General features: G+C 37.9%; 19 protein-coding genes. All 19 read left to right on the top strand.

Annotation, left to right across the window (positions count from 1 at the left end; genetic code table 11):
• Positions 1-111: 111 nt before the first annotated feature.
• Positions 112-789, top strand: a complete 678-nt coding sequence (locus MHB40_RS24065; RefSeq protein WP_342533579.1) for a response regulator — start codon at positions 112-114, stop codon at positions 787-789.
• 51 nt (positions 790-840) lie between these two features.
• On the top strand, positions 841-1,785 hold the full coding sequence (locus MHB40_RS24060) for a tripartite tricarboxylate transporter substrate-binding protein (RefSeq protein ID WP_342533578.1): 945 nt from the start codon (positions 841-843) through the stop codon (positions 1,783-1,785).
• A 337-nt stretch (positions 1,786-2,122) separates the two neighbouring features.
• Positions 2,123-3,415 carry a CitMHS family transporter gene (locus MHB40_RS24055; RefSeq protein WP_342533577.1) on the top strand — a complete coding sequence of 431 codons (1,293 nt, stop codon included), beginning with the start codon at positions 2,123-2,125 and terminating at the stop codon, positions 3,413-3,415.
• A 325-nt stretch (positions 3,416-3,740) separates the two neighbouring features.
• Positions 3,741-4,229, top strand: coding sequence for a VOC family protein (locus tag MHB40_RS24050; protein WP_342441975.1), 489 nt, complete (start codon positions 3,741-3,743; stop codon positions 4,227-4,229).
• A gap of 366 nt (positions 4,230-4,595) precedes the next feature.
• Positions 4,596-5,594 (top strand): ABC transporter substrate-binding protein, encoded by a 999-nt coding sequence (locus tag MHB40_RS24045; protein ID WP_342533576.1) that lies wholly within the window; start codon positions 4,596-4,598, stop codon positions 5,592-5,594.
• A 137-nt stretch (positions 5,595-5,731) separates the two neighbouring features.
• The gene (locus MHB40_RS24040) at positions 5,732-7,393 is read left to right on the top strand and encodes a helix-turn-helix domain-containing protein (RefSeq protein WP_342534816.1); all 1,662 of its coding nucleotides are present in this window, start codon (positions 5,732-5,734) and stop codon (positions 7,391-7,393) included.
• 213 nt (positions 7,394-7,606) lie between these two features.
• Complete coding sequence (locus MHB40_RS24035; protein ID WP_342441972.1) at positions 7,607-8,299, top strand: stalk domain-containing protein; 693 nt, start codon at positions 7,607-7,609, stop codon at positions 8,297-8,299.
• A gap of 501 nt (positions 8,300-8,800) precedes the next feature.
• Positions 8,801-10,159, top strand: coding sequence for a TraB/GumN family protein (locus MHB40_RS24030; RefSeq protein WP_342534815.1), 1,359 nt, complete (start codon positions 8,801-8,803; stop codon positions 10,157-10,159).
• A gap of 184 nt (positions 10,160-10,343) precedes the next feature.
• Positions 10,344-11,297 (top strand): sugar kinase, encoded by a 954-nt coding sequence (locus MHB40_RS24025; protein ID WP_342533575.1) that lies wholly within the window; start codon positions 10,344-10,346, stop codon positions 11,295-11,297.
• A gap of 12 nt (positions 11,298-11,309) precedes the next feature.
• Positions 11,310-11,930 carry a bifunctional 2-keto-4-hydroxyglutarate aldolase/2-keto-3-deoxy-6-phosphogluconate aldolase gene (locus MHB40_RS24020; RefSeq protein ID WP_205446105.1) on the top strand — a complete coding sequence of 207 codons (621 nt, stop codon included), beginning with the start codon at positions 11,310-11,312 and terminating at the stop codon, positions 11,928-11,930.
• A 13-nt stretch (positions 11,931-11,943) separates the two neighbouring features.
• Complete coding sequence (gene uxuA, locus MHB40_RS24015; RefSeq protein WP_342441970.1) at positions 11,944-13,008, top strand: mannonate dehydratase; 1,065 nt, start codon at positions 11,944-11,946, stop codon at positions 13,006-13,008.
• Positions 13,009-13,017: 9 nt separating this feature from the next.
• Positions 13,018-14,040, top strand: a complete 1,023-nt coding sequence (locus tag MHB40_RS24010) for a zinc-binding alcohol dehydrogenase family protein (protein ID WP_342441969.1) — start codon at positions 13,018-13,020, stop codon at positions 14,038-14,040.
• Entirely contained in the window at positions 14,033-14,866 is an 834-nt protein-coding gene (locus tag MHB40_RS24005) for an SDR family oxidoreductase (RefSeq protein WP_342441968.1), read from the top strand. Before MHB40_RS24010 ends, MHB40_RS24005 begins: the two co-directional genes overlap by 8 nt.
• 36 nt (positions 14,867-14,902) lie before the next feature.
• A complete protein-coding gene (locus tag MHB40_RS24000) occupies positions 14,903-16,168 on the top strand; it encodes an MFS transporter (protein ID WP_205446101.1) in 1,266 nt (421 codons plus the stop codon).
• A 21-nt stretch (positions 16,169-16,189) separates the two neighbouring features.
• Positions 16,190-17,689: an altronate dehydratase family protein gene (locus MHB40_RS23995; protein ID WP_205446100.1), complete on the top strand. Its 1,500-nt coding sequence runs from the start codon at positions 16,190-16,192 to the stop codon at positions 17,687-17,689.
• A 12-nt stretch (positions 17,690-17,701) separates the two neighbouring features.
• A complete protein-coding gene (locus tag MHB40_RS23990) occupies positions 17,702-18,967 on the top strand; it encodes a hypothetical protein (RefSeq protein WP_342533574.1) in 1,266 nt (421 codons plus the stop codon).
• Positions 18,955-19,962: a zinc-binding alcohol dehydrogenase family protein gene (locus tag MHB40_RS23985; RefSeq protein ID WP_342533573.1), complete on the top strand. Its 1,008-nt coding sequence runs from the start codon at positions 18,955-18,957 to the stop codon at positions 19,960-19,962. The genes MHB40_RS23990 and MHB40_RS23985 overlap by 13 nt, the downstream gene beginning before the upstream one ends.
• Before the next feature lie 15 nt (positions 19,963-19,977).
• Positions 19,978-20,976 (top strand): ureidoglycolate dehydrogenase, encoded by a 999-nt coding sequence (gene allD / locus MHB40_RS23980; protein WP_342533572.1) that lies wholly within the window; start codon positions 19,978-19,980, stop codon positions 20,974-20,976.
• Between the two features lie 75 nt (positions 20,977-21,051).
• Positions 21,052-22,050 (top strand): LacI family DNA-binding transcriptional regulator, encoded by a 999-nt coding sequence (locus tag MHB40_RS23975; RefSeq protein ID WP_342533571.1) that lies wholly within the window; start codon positions 21,052-21,054, stop codon positions 22,048-22,050.
• The last annotated feature ends 120 nt before the right edge of the window (positions 22,051-22,170 follow it).

Raw genomic sequence — 22,170 nt, 5'->3', positions numbered from 1 at the left:
TACTCAGTGAAATAATCTATAGTTCTACTGATGTTGAAATTGGGGGTTTACTCCCATCTAAGTCGGTTGTCTAAATGCCAGTAAAGCAAGATAAAAGAAGGAGAGGGAACAATGATTAAGGTTGTCATTGCGGAAGATGATTTTCGTATTGCACAAGTGCAAGAACAGTTTTTGCAAAAGCTACCAGATGTAAAGGTCGTTCAGAAAGCATTGAATGCAAAGGAAACGATGGACATACTAGAGAAACACGAAGTTGACTTGCTTTTTTTGGATATCTATATGCCGGATGATCTTGGAACAAATTTATTAGCAAAGATACGGGATCATTATCCAACAATCGATATTATTATCGTGACTGCTGCAACGGAAAAATCGATGCTTGAGACGGCAGTCAGATATGGTGTCAGTAACTATTTGTTGAAGCCAGTGACAATGGAGAAATTTGTGGAAGCCGTTGAAGAATATAAAAAAAAGAAACGGCTACTAAGCCATCGTGATGAGGTGGATCAAACATTGATTGATCGATACTTTGGTGTCGCTAATCAATCATCTGCAACTCAAAAGGATTTACCCTCAGGTGTAGATCGTCATACTTTGGACAAAGTGACAAATGTAATGAAAGAAATGAAAGGCGGCATTTCCATTGAGGAAATGGGTGAACAAATTGGGGCATCTCGAACAACTGCAAGAAGGTATTTAGAGTTTCTCGTTTCAATAGATGTCTGTACGGCAAAACATGAATATGGAGTTGTTGGAAGGCCTGAGAGGAAATATTACTATAAAGAATAACAAGGTTGACTCAAAAATAAGGACAAGGAATGAACAATGAGAAAAAAAATAATGAGTATTTTCGTGCTTGTTGTCATGCTTTGCTTTGGGTGTTCACAAGATGAGGGGCAAGAAGCGATAAAAGATACCGTAACAATCATTGCCCCAAGCTCTATTGGCGGAGGTTGGGATAAAACAGCAAGAGCCATACGGGACATTTTACGGAGTAACAACTTGATTGATGAGGACATTCATATACTGAATAAAATTGGTGCGGGTGGAGAGCTAGGGTGGAAATATACTAAACAGCAAAAAGATCATGTGCTAGCAATGAATTCAAGCCTACTCATTACCAATCATTTATTGGGGCAGAGTAAGTTAACCTATAAAGATTTTACACCGATTGCCACTTTGGCTACAGAATGGGATGTTGTAATTGTCTCGAAGGATTCAGAAATAAAAAGTGCAAAAGGTTTAATGGAAAAGCTGAAAGAAACACCCCAAGCCTATAAAATAGGTGTCTCCCCGAGATTAGGCAATGATGATCAAATTTCTTTTGTTTTAGCGAGTAAACAGGCTGGAGTACGCCCTGAAAAACTAGATTTTTTAGTGTATGAAAATAGTGGTCAAGTAGTTGAGGCATTATTAAAAAAGCAAATAGATGTGGCAACGATGACTTTATCCGAGGCTAAAAAATATTATGATTTGAATCAAGTACAATTGCTCGTCATTTCATCAGAGAAACGATTAAAGGAGCTCCCCGAAATTCCTACATGGACAGATGAAGGAATAGAGGTTGTTTTTAAACATTGGCGCGGTATTATGGGACCACCTAATATGTCAAAAAAGGAAATCGAATTTTGGGAGATGACATTTGCAAAAATGGTCAAAACCGAAGAATGGAAACATATTTTGCAAAAATATATGTGGGAAGATTTTTATATGAACAGTAGTGAAACCTCTAGATTTCTTGATGAAGAAAATAAGAAATATGAGAAATTATTGGAGATTTACTAAGTAGATTTATTCTTATTATGCACAGTAATATATTTGCTTTATTAGGTTGACTATTGAGACCTATGTGTTTGCTTTTTTACCGTTTCATACAGATGGTAGAGAGAATACATAGTCCAAGGTTAGCCTCTTTTTTTTTGCACATCTAAAGTAGACGGTACATGAATCGAATGCTTTTTCGTGAACAAAATGTACGAAATAGCTATAAAGAAATTAATAAACATTAATTTGTAAACGATTACATTTGCTCGATGTTATTTTATTATTAGGTGTAATATTCGGAAAATTAATTATTTATCAAATTGATAAATAATTTTGAGGAGCAATTGGGGGGAGTATTATGCTAGCAATTTTAGGCTTTTTAATGATAATAGTATTTATGATTTTGATTATGACTGGCCGTCTTACAGCAATGATTGCATTAATTGTAGTTCCAATTACGTTTGCAGTTATTGGTGGATTCGGAAGTGAGATGGGTCCTATGATGTTGGATGGGATTAAAGGTGTCGCTCCAACAGGGATTATGATTTTATTTGCCATTCTTTTCTTTGGTATTTTGATTGATGCTGGAGTCTTTGATCCAATCATTAAAACGATTCTTAGGTTAGTAAAGGGTGATCCTGTTAAAATTGCTATCGGAACAGCTGTATTAGCTCTACTGATTTCTTTAGATGGTGATGGCACGACAACATACATGATTACTATTTCTGCCTTTCTACCGCTTTATAAAAGAATTGGCATGCGACCAATTGTATTAGCGGGTATTGCCGTTTCAGCTTCAGGTGTGATGAACCTTCTACCTTGGGGAGGACCAACTGCAAGGGTTATGACCGCTTTGAATCTGGAAATGTCTGAGGTTTTTACACCAGTGATTCCCGCGATGATTGGCGGAGCTATCTTTGTTCTGTTCATGGCATTTACGTTCGGAAGACAGGAAAGAAAGCGGATTGGTATTATAGAATATGATTATGAAGCGGCAGCTCAGCCTGCTGCTACAGTCGAAGATGACTATTTGAAACGTCCAAAACTAATTATCTTTAACTATGCTCTGACAATCGTTCTTTTAGTAGCGTTAATTATGGAGTTATTACCACCTGTTACATTATTCATGCTTGGTTTTGCGATTGCGATTACTGTAAACTATCCAAAATTGAAAGATCAAAAAGAACGTGTTGCGAATTATGCTGACAATGCATTATCTGTTGTTTCGATGGTTTTTGCAGCTGGGATCTTTACAGGCATTCTTTCAGGTACATCGATGGTAGATGCGATGGCAAACTCAGTGATTCATTATATTCCAGATGCAATGGGTTCTCATTTTGCTGTTGTGACAGCCATCCTAAGCGCACCTTTTACATTCTTTATGTCAAATGATGCTTTTTACTATGGAGTACTGCCGTTACTTGCCAAGGCAGGAGCAGTATATGGTATCGACCCAGCCTTAATTGGTAGAGCTTCTCTTTTAGGAATGCCAGTACACCTTCTAAGTCCGCTTGTTCCCTCTACGTATTTATTAGTAGGTATGGTTGGAGAGGATTTCGGCAAACTACAACGTATCTTCTTAAAGTGGGCTTTCGGTTCTACGATTGTCATGATTATTGTCTGTGTAGTATTGGGGATCTTCCCCCTTTAAAAGCTATAGCACATGGGGTTACCTAATGAAAAACTTTTATCTATAAGTGTAGAAGAAGCCTTATTTTAATGGGCTTCTTTTTTATATTGCTATTGGGGTGCCAGCTATAAGGTTTATAGAGTTGTTTCAGAAAAGGCACTTTAAAGCGTTTTTGTTCGTAAAAAGGACCATCCTAATATACGATAAAAAAGATTAAGAAATAGGATTATTAGTTCATGTTAGTTATAGATATTTGCCAATGGTGGATAGTTTGTTGAATAGGGGGAAAAAGCTATTCAGCAATCAAAAAGAAATGATTAAAATTAGGAGAAAGGTGGTATGAAATATGAAAATCCGTAAGATTGATCATGTGGGGATAATCGTAAATGATCTTCCTGCAGCGAAAGCATTTTTTCTTGACTTTGGCCTTGAGGTGTTGGGGGAAGGAAAAGTGGAGGGTGAATGGGTGAAAAGGATGGAGCGGGTAATAGGGCTTCAAGATGTTAAAGAGGGCGTTGCAAGGTTGCGAACGTCAGATAGTGACGCAAATCTAGAAATAGTAATGTTGCGAACGCCAGACGGTGAGACGAATATTGAACTAGTAAAGTTTAACGCACCATCAAATGAAATAGGCATCCAGCATCCTTTAGCAAATACTCTGGGTATCCAGCATATTGCCTTCAATGTTGAAGATATTGAAGCCCTTGTTAGCAAATTGACAAAGAAAGGCGTAGAACTTGTTGGTGAAATCTATAACTACGAAAACGTTTATAAATTATGCTATGTTCGCGGGCCAGAAGGGATTATTTTGGAGCTGGCTGAAGAAATCAAATAGAATAGCCAATCAGAAAACTAATTGATAAGAAAAGAAACCACTTTGAGCTAATCCTTTTTCAAAGATGGTTTCCTTTTTGCTTCTAAAGGGAGCTAATACTTATACTTAAATTTCCCCATTTTCTAACTTGAAGGTCTAAATTGAACAAATAATCAATACAGACCAAACCCTATAATGGCACCAAGGGTATTTAGTCTAGATGCTCAGTTGCTTTCTAAATTTAAACTTTTCATATCCTGACTATTGACATTTATCCAAATAAATCGTTGCGTTTTTTCCATTGTTTACGCTTTTTATACCAACTATAATAATGCTGTAAATGATAATCATTTTCAATTAAAAGAAAGAAGGAAAGGGGCAATAATTGTGAAGAAACATCGTGAAAAGCGAAATATACTATGGGGAGGGAGTTTCCTCCTGTTATTGATGTTGATATTATCGGCATGCAGTTCTAATGGCAACGCATCTGATGTGAAGGAAAAGGAAAACGAGAAAACAGCTCAATCTGATGTGCAAGCAGAGGAAAGTGAGACAACAGTTCAATATACAACGATTACAGGCGAACAGGTTGAAATACCTGCAGATCCAAAACGAGTGGTTTATATTGGTCAGACGACGGGTGATTTCTTAGCGATGGATATTCCCCTTGTTGGTAATAATCTTCCTCAAGATCCTGCTAGTTACTATGGAGATAAACTTGAAGGCATCGTTGATATTGGAAATCCTGCTAGCTTAGAGACGATTCTGACTTTAAAACCTGATCTGATTATTAATGTTTATTACAAGGCGGATCCAAATCTTAACGAAGAATTGTCAAAAATCGCTACTACGATTCCCTTCAACCCAGCTCTTCCTTATGCAGAACGTATAAAGGAGATGGGGAATATATTGAGTAAACAGGAAGAAGTAACGAAAATTATTGCTAAGTTTGAAACACAGTCTAAAGAAATGTTTGATAAGCTTCAATTAGCAGAAGGGGAGACCGCAACAGTATTCTACCAGTTAGGTAAAATACTTTATGTTATGGGCGATCGTAACTTTGGTGCCATTATATATGGAGAAAACGGTTTTGCTGTCCCACCAGCTGTACAGAAGAATATTATTGATGTAGAAGGGGTATCTTTCCTTGAGGTTTCCGAAGAGGTACTTCCAGAGTTTTCTGGTGATCATTTGTTTGTAATTGTACAAGAGGATGAGGAAAGTGAAGCAGAAGCTGATCGACTGCTACAAAGCCCAGTATGGGGAACTTTGCCTGCAGTCAAAAAGGGAAATGTTTATGTTGTTCCTAATGAATGGAACACAGATAATTTATTAGCTTTGGAGCAATTGTATAAAAAGTTACCAGAATGGATGCACAAACAGTAAAAATTGTATTTGCCCAAGCAATTTTTTAAATCATTTGTATTCTAAAATAGCACATACTCGAACAATAGTTGATAGAGGGTCTTTATATGTTACAATAACAGTAATGAGAATCATTTTCAATGGTTGGAGAGTTGCTTATGAATCTAGCACCCCTATATATTAGGCTACAACAGTATGATCGATTTCAAATTGATCAGATCATGTCAGCCAGTAGCTACGATGAGGGAATAAATGGTAATGAAACAAATTTATGCACATTATTGATAGCACTCAGTCATGACATACGGCTGTATGTAGACAAAATGGCTATCGATCTACGACAAGGAAGCTGCATTCTAATTTTACCTGTACAAAGCTACACTGTAGAATCAAGTAACAAAGAGGCACAGTTTGTGCGTTTTACCTTTGAAACTTTTAAAGTAGAAGGAATGACTTTGAACCGGGTTGCCCATCCACCCTTGCTTTGTGGTTATCCCTATAATCTGTTATTTTCTCAAGTCAAGCAAGTATTAGGAAATGAAGCATGGATAAATAATCAACTTTGCTCCTCTCTATCCACATCAGAAATGGCGCTGATGCAAGGTAGACTTCAGCAGATACTAGCTATGATGGTCCAGTTAGATGAGCAAGCTAACCAGTTACTGAACGAAGAAAAGATACAATTGGTTCAAAAAACTGTACAGTACATAGAGCAGCATTATGATGAGGACTTGACAGTAGAACAACTGGCTAACATGGCTGGAATGGTCAGATGGCAATATAGTCAAAAGTTTAAAACGTTGACTGGCAAAAAGCCGACTGATTATTTGACTCATTTACGTATAAATCAGGCAAAAGAACTTCTGCGTCATACCACCGATCCATTGAGCAAAATAGCTCGACAAATTGGGTTTAAAGATGAATACTATTTCAGTCGGTGCTTTCATAAATTAACTGGAAGCACCCCACGTGAATATGCAAATATTCATCTTCATACGCCAGAAAGAACAGTTATCGATTCACTGGGCAGAAAGGTTCTTGTTCCTACAGGTGCAACACGTATTGTGACTGATGGAAAATTTACACTTGGGGAATTACTCGTTCTAGGCATAGCCCCTATAGGAGCAGCCATCTCTATCATGAGAGATAATGTGGTTTATCACAATAAGTTGCGAAATATTCATAGTATCGGGGATTGGGCAGATCCAGATAAAATAGCACAGCTGCAGCCGGAGTTCATATTGCTTAGCTATTATCCGCAAGACTTGCAGGAACTAGATGCGCTTGCTCCAACTGTTGTACTGGACAAGAAGTATAGATTGTTCGAGCGGTTACGGTATATCGCTAAACTAGTTGAACGGAGTAAAGCGGCGGAAAAGTGGATTACTACATATGAAGACAAAGTAAGGCTAGTACGTAGGCAATTAGCAGATGCTTATGTTGCTGGAGAGACGGCTACTGTTTATCTCAAGTTTGGTGCAAAATTTTATGTTATGTGTCAGACCGGATTGGCTGCCAGCTTGTATGAATCGCTTGGCTTTCGTCCGACTCCCAAAGTGATGCACCTAATTGAGCAAGGACAAGCATGGATAGAAATTCAGCAGCATCAAATAAATCACTATGCTGGAGAACGTAATTTTATCTTGGCTTCTCCCCAAGAATTACGAACTATTACTCACTGTCCACAGATCGCCACTTTAGCCGAGCTAACTCCCGGTAAGACTCATTTCGTAGATTTTTCATGGAATCATTGTGATCCTATCACACGTGAACGGTTGTTAGAGGTGCTACCATCTATTTTTAAGAAGAAAATTATTTGACTAGCAGAAAAAATAAAATCGCTCGATCCATTAGCTATGGGTCGAGTTTTTTTCCATTAATATTCAAATAGCGTACAAATAAACTAGTACAGAAAATATAATTTTACTAGATAAAAAGCTTGCTTAAAAATATCCTAGTATAAAATCTTTAAAGTTTATATGAAATTTCTGGTATAATTACATATATCTATGTTTATTCTAAGGGGTGATTTTGTGAAAAAACTATTTATCATAACAAGTTACTTAGGGTTTTTTATATTAGGAGGTTTGACTTTTACGTACTTCTCCACTACGGAAGCAGCAAGTGACATGAAAAAGATCAGCGTGTTTCAGGATCCAATCAATTACTATGTAGATAAGGTTGAAAAAGTCCCACCAGAAGGTCAATCTGGATTTAATTATCAAGGCACGATTTATGTCCCAATGCGTTTCGTCGCGGAATCTTTAGGTGAAAAGGTAACGTGGGATGGTAAAACAAAATCGGTTTATATTGGTGATGTTCCTCAATTTACCTCTTTAAAAGATGTAAAACCTATTGGGGGTGATGAAGACCACTTCTTCCATAACCCAAGCTCTATCGTTATTAGTACAGGTGAGAAGTTCGAGCGGTCCTATCAACTTGGTGGTTATCATGGGGGAGGCGCTGTTCAAGACCATACAGTGGAATACTTAGCAAATGGAAATTACAAGGGATTCGAAACCAATTTGGCACCAATTAAAAAATTATCAGCTAACTCTTTCGGAATAGGTTTCTTAAAAATTTATGCAGATAGTAAATTGGTTTATGATAGTGGAGCAATCAAAGACAAGGTAAAGGTTCATGTTAATTTAGATGGAGTTTCAAAAGTGAAATTTGAACTTGAAGGTAGTGGTTTAGGTATATTAGATCCTAAATTTGTTCAATAATCCCTCATACTATTAAACAAAAAGACGATGACAGCATAATTTGTCATCGTCTTCTTAGTGTTGAAAAACAAAATAGTCAATTGAAAGGTAGAAATGGATTTCCGTTGCAGGCTACTTGCTTTCCTGTGGGCGAGCGCCGAGCCGCTTCCTTCGCTACCGCTCCGTGTAGGGGCTCGCCTGTCTCGCTATCCCACGGGAGTGAAGCGGCTCATCGGAAGCCCCCTGGAAAGGACGCTGGCGGAACGGAAATCAACCCTCGCCTTGCAAAGTTGCTTTTTCTGCCGTTGACATCATCTTTTTTCAACAACATGAAGACGATGACAGCATAATTTGTCATCGTTTTATTAAATTTAACCTCTTCATAATTATTTCAAGAAAGATTAATGCCAATACATATTTGTCAATATTTTCACTTTTAAGTATAAAATAGTTGGATTTTATATGGTATAATTTCAAACGATACTGATACATATAATAGGAAAAGGGAGAGAAAAGAATTTGATGAAAAAGATGATGAAACGAACGAGTGCGGCGTTGCTTGGTGCCTCATTGATGCTGACGACAGTTGTACCTGTGATTCATGCAGAAGAGCAAACACCACCCCTAGTACCATCGATTAGCGAATGGGCGATAGAAACATTAAATGAGGGCGAAAAATACGGAATTTACTCAACTGAATGGTATTTTGATGGCTTCCTTCAAGAAATTTCAGTGGATAAAGTAAATGAACTTCTAGCTTTAACGGAAAAGAAAGTTGCTTCTCTAGGGTTAGCTGAAAATAAACAATATAAACCAATGAGTGTGAAAAACGATAACACACGTGGAGATATTGTGAAGCGTTTGTATAATATTGTTGCGCGCTATGATTTACCTGTTGGTACAGATGCTGTTCAATTTATGAAAGAGCATAATATATTACAAGGCTCTCCAAATGGACTGCAGTTAGAGAAAAAGGCAACGACTCAACAGGCTGTTTTACTAGCTGTCCGTTTTATTCAGAGTACATATGCACTTGCAGAGCAAGGATCTAAGGGGGTAGCCTGGACAGTAGAGGATGAGGATACACTTGTCTACTTATTAGGCTCTATTCATTTAGGAACACCAGACTTATATCCATTCGATAAAAAACTAGTAACGGCGTTCGATGAATCGGATGCGCTGTTAGTAGAGGCGAATATCTTGGATACAGAAGCACTTGAATACTATTCAGAAAAAGCAATGTATGCAGATGGCTCAACATTGAAAGATGCTGTTGCACCAGAAACATATGCGAAGCTTGAACAAGTGGCAAAGCTTTATGATCTTCCGATGGACCAGTTGACAGTGCAAAAGCCGTGGATGCTTTCTAGTGCATTATCAATGCTTGCAATGGACGATTCCTTTGGTATGACACCACAAGAGATGGCAATGCACGGTATCGATATATACTTTTTATTGAATGCACAGTTGCAGCAGAAGCCAGTGATTGAATTAGAAGGTACAAGAGCACAGGTTGATATGTTTGAAGCATTATCACCAGAGGCACAGGAGCAGTCATTAGTCGCTGTGTTGGATAGTATCATCAATCCATCTGAAGAGAATCAATCCGCAGTTCTTCAAGAGTGGTTTACAAGCTGGAAGCAAGGAAATGTTGAAGAGTTTGCAAAAAGCTTCCAAGCAATGGAAGGTACATCGTCTGAATTTAATGAAATGCTATTTGGTCTACGTGATGAACAAATGGCAAAGAAAATCATGAATGTACTGGAAGAAAAAGAAGGTAAGTACTTTGTTGTTGTTGGTTCAGGTCACTTCCTAATCGATAAAAATATTCGCTATCATTTGGAGAAAAACGGCTACAAGGTAAAGCCATTTTATCAATAATAATGAATTTCCCTCGTAAAAGGATAGATTAAATTCTATCTTTTACGAGGTTTTTTTATGCATGTAAGACAATAATGATCATTTGACGCTAACAATCTAAATAATCGGATTATTGTTGCAACGAAAAAAAAATCATGTTAGTATTAGTAAAACGTTTTACTAAAACGTTTTACTTGTGAAGGGGATGAAAATATTGAGAAATAAACGAATTGCAACGATTGGGGATGCAATGGTCGTTTTTAATCCATCTAAGACAGGTCCTCTACGTTTCGTTCCTTCCTTTGAGCGAGCTGTGGGTGGTGCAGAATTAAATTTTGCGATAGGTGTTACACGTTTAGATATGGAAGCAAAATGGATTAGTTGTATTGGAGACGATGAATTTGGCAAGTTAATTTATAACTTTGCGCGTGGTGAAGGAATCGATGTATCACATGTCTTACGAACACCACATATTCCAACGTCTATCTACTTCAAGGAAATTCGGGAAGACGGTGCAGGTAAATCGTTTTATTACCGCAACCCATCACCATTACTTGAGCTAACAGAAGACCGTATAGATGAGTCAGTACTTGATGATGTGGACTTATTACATATTAGCGGCGTGTATTTAGCGGTATGTAAACATAACATTCAAGTTGCATTGAAATTGATTGCTTTAGCCAAAGTAAAAAATATTCCTATATCCTTTGATCCAAATTTACGTTTAAAACTATGGTCTATAGAAGATGCCCGAGCGGTATACGAAAAAGTGTACCCATCTATCAATCTTCTTTTAACAGGACAGGATGAATTTGAACTTTTATTTGAAGGGCGTACAGTTAAAGACGTTCAAGAGAGTTATAAAATAGATGAAATTATTGTGAAAAAAGGTGAGCAAGGCGCCACAGTTTATACAGCTAATGAACAGTATGAACGAGAAGCTTTTTCCATTCGTGCCATTGATACAGTTGGAGCAGGGGATGCATTTGATGCAGCCTATGTCTATAGCTATTTAAATGGTGATGATATCGTAGAACGCCTCCGTTTGGCCAATGGGGCAGGTGCATTGGTAGCCACGATTAAAGGAGATAATGAAGGGCTCCCATCCTTGCAAGAATTAAGGCAATTTATCGGCGATGAAAAACTAATTGAGCGTTAGGAGTTGTCAGGAATGCAAAAAATCGAAATTTTGAAAGCGTTGTCAGATGCAAAAGTTGTAGCGGTCATTCGCGGAAATTCACCTGAAGAAGCGACAGAAATTTCAAAAGGGGCAATTACAGGTGGCATTCGAGCAATTGAAATAACGTATACAACACCTTTTGTTGAAGAAACCTTTAAAGCATTACGTCATAGTGATGCAATAATTGGAGCTGGGACAGTATTGGATGTTGAAACTGCACGCCACGCGATTTTAAACGGTGCAAAGTTTGTTGTTAGTCCGAGCTACAACGCTGCGATTGCAAAGCTTTGCAATCGCTATAGCATACCATATTTACCAGGCTGTATGACCATTACAGAGATGGTGACAGCACTTGAAGGTGGAAGTGACATTATTAAATTATTCCCAGGAAATCAATTTGAACCAAACTTTATTAAAACCGTTAAAGGGCCTCTACCACATATCACAATTATGCCTACAGGCGGTGTTGGCTTGGCTAATATGAACGAGTGGTTAGAAGCAGGCGCAGTTGCAGTTGGGATTGGTAGTGATTTAAATAAAGCATTTGCAAAAGATGGATACGCAGGTGTAGTTGAACGTGCCAAAGCGTATATTGAAAATCTATCAAACTAGGAGGTAATGAAGTATGAATATGACGTTTAGATGGTATGGTCGTGGCAATGATACAGTGAAATTAGAAGATGTGAAACAAATACCGAATGTAAAAGGAATTGTTTGGGCACTTCATCATCTACCAGCAGGAGAAGTATGGACTAAAGAGGCCATTCAAGATGAAGTTGATTATATACAGTCTTTTGGATTCCATACAGATGTTGTAGAAAGCGTCAATGTCCATGAAGATATTAAATTAGGATTGCCGACACGTGATCAATATATTGAAAACTATAAACAATCTATTCGCAACCTAGGCGAAGTGGGTGTTAAAGTCATTTGCTATAACTTCATGCCGGTATTTGATTGGACACGTACAGACTTATTCCATCCATTAGAAGATGGCTCAACGGCTCTCTATTTTGATAAGGAAAAGGTCATGAATTTAGATCCACAAGAACTGGTGAATGAAGTAAGCGCTTCTTCGGATTTAACACTCCCAGGATGGGAACCAGAACGATTAGCCCGACTTTCAGAATTATTTGAGCAGTACAAAGAAGTAGATGAAGCCAAACTTTGGAACAACTTAGCTTACTTCTTACAAGCCATTTTACCAGTTGCAGAAGAAGCAGGTATTCAAATGGCGATTCATCCAGATGATCCACCGTATTCTATCTTTGGCTTACCGCGCATTATTACAGGAGCAGAAAGCTATGAAAAAATAATTAAAATCTCTGATTCCATGGCGAATGGTTTTACGTTCTGCTCAGGTTCAATGGGAGCAGACCCACAAAATGATATGGTAGCCATCGCTGAAAAATATGCATATCGTGCTCCGTTTGCCCATATCCGCAATGTCAAGATTATGGAAAATGGTAGTTTCTTTGAAACATCGCATTTTACTTCGGATGGTTCAATCGATATTAAAAATATTGTACGCACATTAAATGACCAAAACTATGAAGGCTATGTACGTCCAGATCATGGTCGTCATATTTGGGGAGAACAATGTCGTCCAGGTTACGGTTTATATGATCGAGCACTTGGCATTATGTATTTAAATGGTCTTTGGGATGCTTATGAAAATCTAAAGAAATAGGTGACATGTATGAAGGCACTACAAGTAATCAAACCTTTTGAAATGGCTTTAATTGACGTAGCAGAACCAGTGATAACAGAGTCAACAGATGTCCTAGTTCAAACAGAATATGTTGGTATTTGTGGCTCAGACATGCATATTTATCATGGCTCGAATCCATTAGCGACATTGCCTCGTGTACCTGGGCATGAAGTTGTTGGACGTGTGTTAGAGGTTGGCCAAGAGGTACAAGGATTAAAAGCTGGTGACAAAGTTGTTGTCGAACCGATTCGTTATTGTGGTGAGTGCTATGCTTGCCGTAAAGGACAACCAAATGTCTGCGAACAGCTTTCCGTTTTTGGTGTTCATGAAGATGGCGGTATGCGTGAGCGCTTTGTTGTTGCTGAAAAGCAATTGCATAAAGTAGCAGACCACACTCCTTTAGAAGAGGCAGTCTTAATCGAACCCTATACAATTGGCGCACAAGCAGTATATCGTGGTGAATTACAGGCTGGTGAGACACTCTTGATTCAAGGAGCAGGGCCGATTGGCATTTGTATTTTAAAGATGGCTAAATTAATGGATGCACGTGTGATGATTTCTGATTTGGATCCAGCTAAGCTCTCATTCGCAAAAGAACTTGGTGCGGATGAAGTTGTCAATGTAAAAGAACAAGATTTATTAGAGGCTGTTAATCAATGGACAGATGGAGTAGGTGTCAATGTATCTATTGATGCGGTCTGTATTCCACTAACATTTAAGCAATCTATTGATGCTGTTTCAGTTGCTGGAAGAGTGGTAGTCCTTAGCTTTGGAGAGGAAGCCATTGAGCTTGCCCCTCTACCAATCACAAAAAAGGAATTATCGATCAAAGGATCACGTTTACAAACATTCCAATTTGAAAACGTAGTGAAGCTTGTTGATGCTGAAAAGCTACAGCATCAAGGATTAATTACACATACTTTCTCATTACATGAAGCAAAAGCAGCCTTTGAATTTATAGAAAAAAACCCAAATGAAGTACGTAAAGTTATTTTAAAAGTAGGTGAGTAAGGTGCATCAAGCATTACAAAATAAAGTGGCTGTTGTAACAGGTGGTAGTGGTGTTCTTTGCTCAGAGATGGCGAAGGAATTGGCTAGGCAAGGTATGCGAGTTGCTATTTTAAATCGTACGGCGCAAAAAGGCGAGGCAGTCGTCCAATCGATTAAAGAAAATGGTGGAGAAGCAATTAATTTTTCTGTGGATGTTTTAAATAAAGAGTCATTAATAGCAGCGAGACAAGCAATATTACAGCAATATGGTCAAATTGATGTACTGATTAATGGAGCGGGCGGCAATCATCCAGATGCCATTACTGCTGATGAAGTATATAAAGAACAATCAACTACACCAAATTTCTTTGAATTAACGCCAAACGGTTTTGAAAGCGTATTCTCGAATAATTTTACAGGAACATTTTTAGCTGCCCAAGTTTTTGGCGAAGCATTGCTGAAAACGAAGGGGACGATAATTAATATTTCATCCATGAGCGCCTATGCTCCTATGACAAAAGTGCCTGCATATAGCGCGGCAAAGGCAGCGATTAATAACTTTACGCAATGGATGGCTGTGCATTTTGCAGAAGCAGGCTTACGTGTCAATGCCATTGCACCTGGATTTTTTATTACCGAACAAAACCGTAATCTATTGCTGACAGAAGACGGCTCACTAACAGCACGTTCAGAAAAAATCATTACAGCTACACCACAAAAACGCTTTGGAAAACCACAAGATTTATTAGGGACATTATTATTTTTAGCTGATGATACATACTCAGCATTTGTCACTGGCGTAACGATTCCTGTTGATGGTGGATTTATGGCATACTCAGGCGTTTAACAAAGGGGATCTATTTCAAATTTAGGGGTGAATGATATGAAACAACAAGGTATTTTTGGAGATGGCAAAACGGTTGTTATTGTCATGCTATTTTTAGCGGGTGTCATTAACTATTTAGACCGTTCAGCATTATCAATTGCAGCACCATTTATTCAAGAAGATATTCATCTAACGTCAACACAATTAGGGATTATCTTTAGTAGTTTCTCTGTTGGGTATGCCATTTTCAACTTTTTAGGTGGCATGGCTTCCGATAAATTTGGTGCCAAGTTAACGCTATTTGTAGCGATGATTGTATGGTCTTTATTCAGTGGAGCAATGGTATTAGTCGTTGGATTTGCTTCATTAATTATTGTTCGAATTGTATTTGGTATGGCGGAAGGACCATTGTCATCAACCATAAATAAAATGGTGAACAACTGGTTCCCTGCAGATAAACGTGCTTCTGTAGTAGGGCTAGCCAATAGTGGTACACCACTTGGTGGTGCGATTGCAGGTCCAATTGTCGGTTATATTGCATTAGCATATGGCTGGAAATATTCATTTATTGCGATTATGATCCTTGGATTTATTTGGGCAATTGTATGGTTTAAAGTGGTAAAAGAAAAGCCGAACAAAGAAGACAGTGTAGAATCAATGGCAAACTTAGAGATTGCAGCAGAAGATATCAATCATAGTCGTGGTCTATCTTACTATTTAAAACAACCAACTGTATTATTTACAGCCTTTTCGTTCTTTGCCTATAACTATATCCTATTCTTTTTCTTAACTTGGTTCCCAAGCTATCTAGTAGAAGCTCGTGGAATGGCTGTTAAAGATATGAGTATTGTGACGGTTATTCCATGGATTTTAGGGTTCTTAGGTTTAGCAATGAGTGGAATTGTATCGGATTTCATTTATAAACGTTTTATGCGTAAGGGAGTTTTATTCTCTCGTAAAGTCGTTCTAGTTACATGTTTATTCTTAGCCGCCGTATCAATTGGCTGTGCAGGTATTGTAACAACAACAGTTAGTGCTGTTGCGCTTGTTGCTACCTCTGTTTTCTTCTTATATTTAACAGGTGCTATTTACTGGGCAATCATCAATGACGTGGTGGAATCTAAATATGTTGGATCTGTTGGTGGCTTTATGCACTTCCTTGCAAACACGGCAGGTATTATTGGACCAACTTTAACAGGTTTCCTGGTAGACAGAACAGGAACGTTCTCTGCGGCTTTCCTACTTGCAGGTGGTTTAGCGGTCATCGCTTCATTAGCAGTTATTAAATTTGTTACACCAATTGTTCATAAAGAAATAGCTTAGAAATAGAAAGGATGGATTCAAATGAACAATCAGTCAGTTATTAAAATTCATCCAATGGACAATGTAGCCATAGCCTTGAGTGATCTTCCTCAAGGCTTTTTACTTCCATTGGATGGGACAGAAATAACTTTACAGCAACAAGTACTACGTGGGCATAAGATTGCCATCACAACTCTTTCTAAAGATACACATATCATGAAATATGGTTTTCCAATTGGTCATGCGACAGAAGAAATCTCAGCAGGTAGCTGGGTTCACTCACATAACATGAAAACCAATTTATCGGGTGAATTAAGCTATGAATTTAATCCAAAAACACATCCTGTAGCCGAACCTCGTCATGCACAGCGCACGTTTAAGGGCTATCGTAGAAAAGATGGTCAGGTTGGAGTGCGAAATGAAATCTGGATTATTAATACGGTTGGATGTATTAACAAAGTAGCTGAAAATCTGGCGAAGTTGGGCAATCAATTATTGAAGGCTGACAATTTTGATGGTGTACAGCATTTCGCCCATCCATATGGTTGTTCACAACTCGGTGATGATTTAACGTATACACAAAAAATATTAGCTAATTTAATTCACCACCCAAATGCAGGGGCAGTGATTGTATTAGGGCTAGGGTGTGAGAACAATTATATTGAGCTGTTTAAGAAAACAATCGGTCATTATGATGAACAACGCGTAGCCTTTTTAAATGTTCAAGAATCTGCAGATGAAATGGAAGAGGGTCAACTATTGCTTGAAAAAGCCTTTGACTATGTGACGACATTTGAAAGACAAGCATTACCTATTTCAGAGCTGAAAATCGGTTTGAAATGTGGCGGTAGTGATGGTTTCTCTGGCATTACAGCTAATCCGATGATTGGCGTATTTTCTGACCAATTGATCTCAGCAGGTGGTGCAACGGTGTTAACGGAAGTTCCAGAAATGTTTGGTGCTGAACAGATTTTAATGGAACGTGCAAAAGATGCCTCTGTTTTTGAGGATATTGTGCATTTAGTAAATAATTTTAAACAGTATTTTATTAAATATAATCAACCTGTCTATGAAAATCCCTCCCCAGGAAACAAAGCGGGTGGAATAACAACATTGGAAGAAAAGTCACTTGGCTGTATTCAAAAAGGGGGATTCCAAGAGGTAAAAGAGGTGCTTGATTATGGCGACCGTATGTCCACAAAGGGGCTACATTTACTAAATGGTCCAGGAAATGATCTTGTATCAACAACAGCACTTGCCTCAACAGGCTGCCAAATTGTCCTTTTCTCAACAGGTAGGGGAACACCGTTTGGAGGACCTACACCTACAGTCAAAATTTCAACAAATACACCACTTTATGAACGTAAAAAAAATTGGATTGACTTTAACGCAGGGCAGTTAGTGGAAGGTAAGCCGATGGATGTATTAGTCGATGAATTTATGGATTATATAGTAGCGCTAGCTTCAGGAGAAGTACAAACAAATAATGAGAAATATGGATTCAAAGAAATCGCCATTTTTAAAGATGGCGTGACGATGTAGGAGAGAAATGACATGAAACATCCTATTAAAATAATGCAAATAGGTGATGGGAATTTTATCAGAGGCTTTTTTGACCTAGCAGTTGAACAACTACAAGTCCCTTGCAGTATCGTTTCAGTTGCAGCAACAGCAAGAGGAAAAACAGTCAAACAGCTAGAAGAACAACAGTTGCAATTCACTGTGATGGAACGTGGGTTAAAAAATGGTGAGGTTGTAGAAGAAGAAACCACTGTTAAGATTATTCAAGATACGATTCATCCATATGAGAACTGGCATACATTTTTACAATATGCCCAGTCAGAAACATTAGAAATGATTGTGTCTAATACAACAGAGGCAGGAATTTATTACGAAAATATTCCTTATCCTACTGCCTGTCCAACAAGCTATGCAGCAAAGTTAACCGTCTTTCTAGAACAATATTACAATCATTTTCAAGGTGAAAAACAATTGGCAATTGTGCCTTTGGAATTAATAGAACAGAATGGCTCTACATTAAAAACAATTTGTCTACAGCATGCTAAAGACTGGAATTTGCCTACAGCATTTAATGAATGGCTTGCTACTTTAACTTTTTGTAATACACTTGTAGACCGTATTGTAACAGGTTATCCACAAGATTATCAGGGTGAGGATGCCCTTTACACAGTTTGTGAACCGTATTTCTTATTTGTAATTGATCAAAAAGAGCCATTTAAACATTGGCCAACAAGTCTTGATTTCCCTTTTGTCTTTGATGATTTAGACATGTATCGGAAACGCAAAGTCGCCATTTTAAATGGTAGTCATATTTTGCTTTCAGCATTCGGCAAGATTTTTAACTACACAACTGTAAGAGAGGCATTTTCTCATGCAGGCGTTCGAGTCTTTATTGAAAAAGTAACAAACGATTTTACTCAACGATTCCAAGTAGATGAACACTATCAGCAAGATGTCTTTGAACGTTTTTTAAACCCATTTATTGAGCATCAGCTATATGATATTCAATTAAATGAGTTATCCAAGTGGCAAACACGTATTGCTCCATATGCTGAAACAGAAATTTACTATCAAGCTTTAGCATTAGGGATGTATGCAATGAATCCAACACGCTTTTCCATGCGTGAATCGGATCAAGTTATTGAAAAACTAACTGAAATCCATAACCATTTTGAACAAGGTCAGACAGAGCCAATGCAACAATTCATCGAACAACATTTCCAGTGTGATGCAACCAAGGTTATTCAGCAATTATCCACAATTAATAGTTTATTGGAGGAAATAGCATGCGACAATTAATAATTAATGAACCATTTCAAATGGTAGAACGTGAAGTAGACAAGCCGAGTATTGAAGGAAGTCATGATGTTTTATTAAAAATCACACATATTGGCGTGTGTGGAACAGACACACATGCTTTTGCAGGTGAACAGCCATTCTTTAGTTATCCACGTGTGTTAGGTCATGAACTAGCTGCTATCGTAGAAGAAGTCGGTGAAGCAGTGAAGGACATTCAAATAGGTGATCGTGCAACAGTTATTCCATACATCCATTGTGGAGAGTGTGTTGCATGCCGTCGAGGTCAAACGAACTGCTGTAAATCCTTGAAAGTATTAGGTGTACATATGGATGGAGGTATGGGCGAATATATCGTAGTTGATGACAGTATCGTGATTACTGATAATGCTGTGTCAGGTGACCAATTAGCCATTGTGGAACCATTAGCTATTGGTGCCCATGCAGTACGTCGTTCAGAACTAACAGCAAATGATACGGTACTTGTTATCGGTGCAGGGCCAATTGGATTAGGAGCGGCTCGTTTTGCTAAATTACGTGGCGCAATAACAGTGTTAATGGACTTAAACGAAGAACGTTTAAAAGAAGGACAGGCATGGACGGAAGCGGATGGCGTGATTGTTGGTAGTCATGATGTAATGGCCCAGTTACATGATAAATTTAATGGCGAACTACCTACAGTTGTCTTTGATGCAACTGGCAATCAACAATCAATGGAATCTTCATTCCAGTATGTAGAAAATAGTGGCACATTAGTGTTTATTGGCTTAATGAAGAAGACCATTACTTTTAATGATCCTGAATTTCATTCCAAGGAATTAACGTTGAAAAGCAGCCGTAATGCGACGTTAGAAGACTTTGAGACGGTTATGAACTACATGCAGTCAGGAGCTATAAAGCAAGGCTATGTCACGAAAAATATTGCATTCGATGAAGCGATTTCTTACTTTGAGGCAAAACAATACAACACGAATAAAGCACAAATCTATTTTAAGTAATGGGGAGGATTTTCAATGAATATTTCTGTACCAGCATTAAAAGAAATCGTTGTTCGAAAATTCACAGCTGAGGGTGTTGACGCTGAAACAGCAGCGCAAGTAGCAGATGTTTTGATTTATGCAGATTTACGTGGTGTCAGTTCTCACGGTGTTATGCGTGTGGAGCATTATATAACACGTTTAAAGGCAGGTGGCATAACGAAAAACCCCCATTTTTCAGTAGAAAAAAGAGGCACAAATCACCTTCTTTTTAAAGGGAATAATGGTTTTGGGCATGTCATTTGTAAGGAAGCGATGGATGAAACGATTAAAATAGCTAAGGAACATGGCTCATGTACAACGATTATTCAAGAAAGTAGCCATTGTGGGGCGCTTGGCTATTTCCTTGAACAAGCAACGAGCGAAAATTTAATTGCTATTATGTGCTCTCAAACCGACTCAGCAGTCGTTCCTTTTGGGGGAAAAGAGCCTTACTTTGGTACGAATCCAATAGCTTACGGTTTTCCAACCAACGATAAACCGATCATTTTGGACATGGCAACAAGCAATGTAGCACTCGGAAAAATTTTATATGCACGTGAAAAAGGAGAGACAATCCCAAATTCGTGGGGAGTTGATGCACAAGGGGCGCCAACTACAGATCCTCACCAAGTCAAATCTTTAACACCGTTTGCAGGACCAAAAGGATATGGGATGGCACTTGTAGTAGATGTTCTTTCTGGAATTTTAGCAAGTGCAGCTTTTGGTCCACACATTTCAAAAATGTATGGTGATTATGAACAGAAACGAAATCTTGGACAATATTTATATGTATTAGATCCAAATATTTTTGGTGACGTCGAGCTATTCAAAGAAAATATTTCACAAATGATAAATGAATTACATGATACGCCAACAGCACCCAATTTTGATCAGGTACTGGTGCCTGGTGAGATTGAACAGAAGCGTAGTGCAGAAACAATGGATAAGGGCATTGATTTACCTGAACAAGTGTATAACTATTTGAATAGTTAATTTAACCAGTAAAGTATGCTATGCTACATAATACCAAGGAGAGTTTTCATATTTATAGGTAGGAGATTGATTTTAGTGAAAAAAACAACAATTGCCGATGTTGCACAATATGCAAATGTTTCGAATAGTACAGTATCGCAATATTTGAATAAGCGATATGAATATATGAGTGCAGACACTCGTAAGAAAATTGAAGAAGCTGTTGAAGCATTGCAATATCGTCCAAATTTAATGGCTCGTAGCTTAAAACAGAAATCTACCTTTACAATTGGTATTATTGTGGCGAATATTATCCATGACTTTTCAACGAAAATTATAAATGCACTGGAAGCAGAGTTCGATAAAGAGGGCTTCCATATGATTGTATGTAACTCGGCGGATAACCCTAAAAAAGAGAAAAAGCATATTGAAACTTTACTAGAAAAACAGGTAGATGGCTTAATCGTTTTTCCAACGGGAGAAAATAAAAATCTCTATATAAGGCTTCATCAACAAGCAATGCCAATCGTTTTTATTGACCGTTTTATTGAGGGAGTAGATATTCCAGCTGTGTTGCTTGATAATTTTTCTGCCATGAATACGGCAGTGGAGACGTTCCGCAAACAACCATTAGCCATTATCACTACCTCTTTAGCCTTACCGATTACTCCTCGTGTCGAACGTTTAGAAGGATTTCGTCAAGCGCTCAGAAACAGGAATCTGTTCGTTGATGAGCGCTATATAATAAATGGTGAACCAGCTGAGATGGCAGAGATATTCAATCAATTATTTACATTGGAACAACCACCAAAGGGAATCATTGCGGCAAATGATCGTATTTTTGAAGAATTAATGCTTTATATTAAAAAAAGAAATTTACATGTGCCTAATGATGTACAAGTAATCGCTGTGGACGATGTACCATATGCAAATTTTTTAACACCTTCCATTACAACATTGCAACAACCCATTTTACCAATGGCTCAGAAAGCGGCATCATTGCTCCTAGCAAAAATCAAAAAAGAACATCTTGCTGATGAACAAAAATTATATCGCTTTAAACCAATATTAATTCTGCGAGATTCAACTAATTAAAAAGGCAACCCAAAGCTATGATCTTAGCTAAGGGTTGCTATTTTTAGTTGCACCAATATTCATCGATAGATATGATTATCTAAAGGAATACTTTTATGTAAAAAAAGACCAATAATTCAT

Origin of the sequence: Lysinibacillus sp. FSL K6-0057 (genome assembly GCF_038630885.1) — a bacterium.
GTDB lineage: Bacteria > Bacillota > Bacilli > Bacillales_A > Planococcaceae > Lysinibacillus > Lysinibacillus fusiformis_F.
Note: the sequence above shows the minus strand (reverse complement) of the source record. Positions and strands in the feature narration are given on the sequence as shown.